At 58.6% G+C, this 6,000-nt stretch carries 4 protein-coding genes; 3 read left to right on the top strand and 1 reads right to left on the bottom strand.

What is annotated here, in order from left to right; all coding sequences use genetic code 11:
• The first annotated feature begins 75 nt into the window (after positions 1-75).
• The 3 genes from larC to NW829_RS03715 all read left to right on the top strand — a co-directional run bounded on the left by larC (position 76) and on the right by NW829_RS03715 (position 5,382).
• Positions 76-1,269, top strand: coding sequence for a nickel pincer cofactor biosynthesis protein LarC (larC, locus tag NW829_RS03705; protein WP_414351797.1), 1,194 nt, complete (start codon positions 76-78; stop codon positions 1,267-1,269).
• Between the two features lie 150 nt (positions 1,270-1,419).
• Positions 1,420-3,447 (top strand): ABC transporter ATP-binding protein/permease, encoded by a 2,028-nt coding sequence (locus NW829_RS03710; RefSeq protein WP_414416462.1) that lies wholly within the window; start codon positions 1,420-1,422, stop codon positions 3,445-3,447.
• Positions 3,448-3,600: 153 nt separating this feature from the next.
• Positions 3,601-5,382, top strand: a complete 1,782-nt coding sequence (locus NW829_RS03715; RefSeq protein ID WP_414416463.1) for an NADPH-dependent assimilatory sulfite reductase hemoprotein subunit — start codon at positions 3,601-3,603, stop codon at positions 5,380-5,382.
• Positions 5,383-5,391: 9 nt separating this feature from the next.
• On the opposite strand, the gene NW829_RS03720 is transcribed toward NW829_RS03715, so the two are convergent.
• On the bottom strand, positions 5,392-6,000 hold a 609-nt coding region (locus tag NW829_RS03720; protein ID WP_414416464.1), incomplete at its 5' end, for an adenylate/guanylate cyclase domain-containing protein.

Genomic DNA, 6,000 nt, shown 5'->3' on the forward strand with positions numbered 1-6,000 from the left:
CAGGCCGGTTGCTGCCTACAATCAAGAGGGATCCAAGTCCATTCTGGCGGCAGCGGCTACCCCCAGTTCTCCAGCATGAAAATAGCCTACTTCGACTGTGCGGCGGGCATTGCCGGCGATATGTGTCTAGGAGCCCTGCTGGATTGCGGGGTGCCTTTGGAGTACCTCAACCGTCAGCTCCAGGCGTTGGGCATCGAGGGGGAATATAGCCTGCAGGTGAGCCGGGTGCAGCGGTGTGGGCAGCCTGCTCTGCAAGCTGTGGTGGAGGTGCTGGGATCCCAGAGTGGGGGATCCCCTGCTCGGCATTGGGCAGAGATTCAGGCTTTGATCGCGGGATCCCAGCTTTCCCCAGCCATCAAGACCCGCAGCCTGGCGGTGTTTGAAAAGTTGGCGCAGGCAGAAGCAAAAGTCCATCAAGTGCCCGTGGAAAAAGTGCACTTTCACGAAGTGGGGGCAGTGGATGCTTTGGTGGATATTGTCGGCACTTGCATCGGCCTGGATTGGCTGCAGGTGGAGCGGGTGTTGTCATCCCCCCATCCTGTTGGGGGCGGCTGGGTGAGCACAGAGCATGGCAAATTGGCCGTGCCGGTGCCGGCGGTGATCGAGTTGTGGGAAATGGGCCGCGTGCCGGTGTTCAGCAACGGGGTGGAAGCCGAGCTGGTGACCCCCACAGGAGCAGCCTTGGCTGTGGCGTTGGCGGAAGAGTTTGGCCCCTGTCCGCCGATGCGGGTGGAAAAAGTGGGGCGTGGGGCCGGTGCCCAAGAGCTGCCCATTCCCAACGTGTTTCGTCTCTGGATCGGGGAAGCCGATGGGGGAGAGCTAACGGAAACGGTATCGGTGTTGCAGACCCAAATTGACGATCTCAACCCCCAAGTGGTTGCCTACACCTGCGAGCAGTTGTTGGCCCTCGGGGCCTGGGACGTGTTTACCCAGCCGATCACCATGAAACAGGGGCGGCCGGGGATCCTGCTTACCGTCATCTGTCCGCCGGATCGGGTGCCGGAGTGTCAAGATCTCATCTTCCGGGAGACCACCACCCTGGGCATTCGCCACTTCCAACAGCAGCGCACCCTACTGGAGCGGGTTATCGAGCGGGTGGAAACCCCTTACGGCTTGGTCGACATCAAAGTGGCCCGCCACCATGGCCGCATCGTCAACGCTCAGCCGGAGTTTCGCGACTGTGTGGCCCGCGCCCAGGAGTTTCACGTGCCGGTTCAGACGGTGTGGCTGGCGGCCCAATCGGCTTGGCAAAACCGGTTGCAAGGTTGAAGGGACACTGGCTTTAAGCAAGGGGTGTGTGGGTGAGCAAGACCCAGAGCCAAGACGGTTTGGATGGGACAAGGGGGATCCGCGTTTCACCCCTAATGAATCCGCTCCTGTTGAACACAGATTGGCACCCATGGCCTGCTAGCCTGGGAGATGTCGATCTTGCTCTCTGCGCCGACCGCAAAAATGGAATCCCAAGCCTCTCAATTTAACTTCGACCGCAAACTGTGGGATCGGTTTATCACCGTGGCCCAGCCCTACTTTTACCCCAGAGTGCGCTATGGGGGCTGGATCTTTTTGGGCTTGCTGGCAGCGGCCATGGTGTTTGTGGTTGCCCTGATGTTCTTTGTGGAGATTGGGGTAACTTTGGTCGGTCAAGCCCTGTTCCCGGAGTTTTTCACCAATGTGGCAGCCGGATTGGTGGCCCAAACGGAGAGAAACTTGTCCTCGCCGGTGCTGTGGGTAGCCTCGGTCAGCTTGGCTTTGAGCAGCCTTTGTTTTGGGGCAGTGTGGCGGCAGCTTCGCCAGCGCTGGTTGCAGTGGGTGCTGCTCACCTTTTTGCTGTTTCTGTCGCTGACGGTCAACCGGCTGAACGTGATGATCAGCTTTATCTTTCGGTTTATCGACACAGCTCTGCAGCAAAAAGAAGAGCCCACTTTCTGGCAATTTTTGATTATTTATGGAGTGCTGATTATCTCAGCTATTCCCATTTTGGTGATCTACCGCTACACTCGCCTCAAGCTAGGGCTGTTTTGGCGAGAATGGCTGACCGATCATTTTCTGGATCGCTACTTCGATCAGCGGGCTTACTACGAGCTGGATTCCAACGCCGCCAACACCGAAATCGACAACCCCGACCAGCGTATATCAGAGGATGTCCGCTCCTTTACCGGCACCACCCTTTCCTTCCTGTTGGACATCCTTGACTCGATTCTCACCCTCTACGCCTTCACCGGCATCCTCTACGGCATTTCTCGTCCGTTGGCGTTGGGTCTGGTGGTCTATGCCACCATTGGTACTGCCATCGCCATTTTGGCCGGTCGCAAGCTGATTAAAATTAACTTCGATCAACTGCGCTACGAAGCCGATTTTCGCTACAGCTTAGTGCACGTGCGGGATAATGCCGAGTCCATTGCCTTCTACCAGGGAGAGGATCAAGAACTCAGGCAAATTTTGCATCGCTTTGGTGCGGCCTTGCGCAATTTTAATTTGCTGATCATCTGGCAGGCCATCATCGATATTTTCCAATACGCCTACAACTATTTCACCCGCATTGTGCCCTATGTCATCGTCGCCCCCCTTTATTTCAGCGGCGTGCGAGATTTCGGCACCATTACCCAAGCCACCATTGCCTTCAGCCAGGTGTTGAGCGCCCTCTCCATTGTGGCCAACCAGATTCAAAGCATTTCCAGTTTTGCCGCCGGGATCAACCGCTTAGGCTCCTTTCACGAGTCTCTGGAAGATCCGGCACTGCGCCACACCGGCGCTCGGGAAAGCAACATTCAAACTCGCATTGCCCAGCAATTGGCGCTAAACCACGTCACTTTGCTCACCCCCAATTCAGAACGAACCCTGGTTCGGGATCTCTCCTTCGCCTTGGAAGCCGACCAACGGCTGCTGATTGTCGGTGTTAGCGGCAGCGGCAAAAGCTCTCTGCTGCGGGCCATTGCCGGCCTATGGACCAACGGCCAGGGATCCATCGCCCGCCCAGATACTCAGGAGATGCTCTTTTTGCCCCAGAAACCCTATATGCTGCTGGGATCCCTGCGGGATCAACTGCTCTATCCCAAACGCCGCCGAGACCTCACCGATGAAGATCTCATCCGAGTCTTGGCCCAGGTGAACCTGGGAGACTTGCCGGAGCGGGTGGGCGGCTTTGATGTGGAGAAAGACTGGGCCAGCACTCTCTCCCTAGGGGAACAGCAGCGTCTTGCCTTTGCCCGCATTTTGATCACCCAGCCCCGCTACGCCATTTTGGACGAGGCCACCAGCGCCCTGGATGTGGCCAACGAAAAACTGCTCTACCTGCAGCTGCAACACCTGAACACCACCTACATCAGCGTTGGGCATCGCCCCACCCTCCTGGCCTACCACGACTTGGTCTTGGAGCTGCAGGGGAATTGTGCCTGGCAACTGTGGTCGGTGCAGGAGTACGGTGCCCGCCTAGCCCTGGCCAGCTAGCAGCGCCGACATCTCCAGCTGACTCAAATGACAAGCTTTGCGGGTTTGGGACAAAACCCGGATAAGAGGCTGACTTTTCCAACTGGACGCTCTTCAAAGGAGGTGATAGCCTGTTATTCACAAGTATTCCGACCGGTTTACTGGAGATTATCAATGCCCCCCATGATCCCATCCGAGGCCAAGCGTTCCAAGGTGGAGCAGATCAAGGCAGACAGCCACTTTCTACGGGATCCCCTTCAGCAGGAGCTGGCCCAAGACACCACCCACTTCAGCGAAGCAGCGGTGCAGGTGCTGAAGTTTCACGGGGCTTACCAGCAGGACGACCGGGATCGGCGGCAGCAGCGAAAGCAGGAGGGGCTGGAGCGGGCCTATTCGATGATGTTGCGCACCCGCATCCCCGGGGGACACGTGCCCCCGCAGCTTTATTTGACCTTGGATCGGCTGGCCGATGAGTACGGCAATGGCACCCTGCGAGCCACAACGCGGCAAACCTTTCAGTTGCACGGGATCCTCAAGAAAAACCTCAAGGCCACCATAGCCAGCATTCTCAAACAGATGGGATCCACCCTGGCCGCCTGCGGCGATGTCAACCGCAACGTGATGGCACCGGTGGCCCCCTACAAAAATCGCCCTGCCTATCGCTATGCCCAAGAGTATGCCCGCAAGCTGGCGGATCTGTTGGCTCCGAAGACCTCTGCCTACTACGAGATCTGGGTGGATGGGGAGCCGGTTCCCATCCCACCGGTGGATGAGGAAGTGCGGGAAGCAGAGCAGTTTGTGGGCAACGGGGTGCGCCTGGAGGGGCCAGAACCTCTGTATGGCCCCGTCTATTTGCCCCGCAAGTTCAAGACAGCCATCACCGTAGCTGGGGAAAACACGGTAGATGTGTACTCCCAGGACCTGGGCTTGATTGTGCTCACCGACCGCAAGGGCAACCTCAAGGGCTTCAACATCGTGGTAGGTGGCGGGATGGGACGCACTCACGGCAAGGAAGAAACCCAGCCCCTGCTGGCCCAGAAGCTCTGCTTTGCCCCTCCGGAGGCGGTGTATCGGGTTTGCCAAGCGGTTTTGGCGGTACAGCGGGACTACGGCAACCGGCACGACCGCAAGCAGGCGCGGTTGAAATACTTGGTGAGAGACTGGGGGATCCGCAAGTTTCGCCGTGTGGTCGAGGAGTATGTGGGGGAAAAATTGCCCCGGTTTCGCCCCCTACCCAAGTTTGTTCCCAACAGCGACGACTACCTGGGCTGGCACGAGCAGGGGGATGGCCGTTGGTTTTTGGGCATTTCCATCGAAAATGGCCGCATCCAGGACACCCCAGAGCGACAGCTCAAGACGGCACTGCGCCGGATTGTGGAGGCGTTTTCTCTGGACATGCGGCTGACCCCCACTCAGGACGTGATCTTTATTGACATCGAGGATGGCCAGCGGGAGGCCATCAACCAGATCCTCAAATCCCACGGGGTGCTTTCCAAGGAAGAGATCCCCCAACTGGTGCGGCTGTCGATGGCCTGCCCTGCCCTGCCCACCTGTGGGTTGGCGATTACCGAGTCGGAGCGGGCTTTGCCGGGGCTGGTTCGCCAGTTGGATCGGCTGTTGCAGGAGCTGGATCTGCAAGATTCGCCCTTCTTGGTACGCATGACCGGCTGCCCCAACGGCTGTGCCCGACCCTACCTGGCCGAGCTGGGATTGGTGGGATCCGCCCCCGATGGCTACTACCAGATTTGGCTGGGAGCCAGCCCCCGCGGGGATCGCCTGGCGCAAGTGTTTCAGGAGCGGGTGCACATCAGCCAGATCGTGCCGCTCATGAGAGTTCTCCTGCAGGCCTACAAGCAGGAGCGCCGTCCTGGCGAGAGCTTTGGAGATTACTGCCATCGGGTGGGGATCCCCTATTTGCAGGCCCAAGTTCAGCAAAGGGATGGCGTTTTTGCCTGAAGGGATCCCTCAAAAACGAGACCAAGCCTGTAGCCATTCCCGGAGCGCTTCCAGCCATCCAAGCGGTTCAGGCTTGGTTGCTTCTGGAGCTTGCTCCTCGCCAGTCGGCAAGCTAACTTGGTCAGGGTGCACCCTGTAAACTCGGATGGGTTTGGCGTTGGGAAAAGGTTTCACCGAAAGAGGCTCCACCTGCAGGAGTTGCCCTTCCACGGCTCGATACACGGCTGCCGAGATGAGCAACCGGGAGCTCTGTTCCTCAGACTGTTCCCCCCCTTGCGAAACATCCTCAACCGACTCCAGCCAGGTGGCAAACTGAACCGACTTCCCGAAGGCGGACAACCGCTGCGGATCTTGGGGATCGAGGGGCAGCAAAAGGACTGGGCCGTAGTGGATCCCGATGGCAAGCTTGACCTGCGGGTAGGAGAGTTGCCGCAAACACCTGTTCAACTCCACCACCGACTGCCCAAGCGCCAACCCCGCCTGCAGCGCCTGCTGTATGGCCAGCTCGGGTTGTTTGAGACCAAACAAAGCCAGACTTCTCAGCCCGCTCTGGTTGGCCAGTACTCCCCCATATTGCTGCACCAAGGCCCCCATTTGGGCGAAGTAGCGACCCAAGGT

Origin of the sequence: Synechococcus sp. R55.8 (assembly GCF_047461895.1) — a bacterium.
Lineage (GTDB): Bacteria > Cyanobacteriota > Cyanobacteriia > Thermostichales > Thermostichaceae > Thermostichus.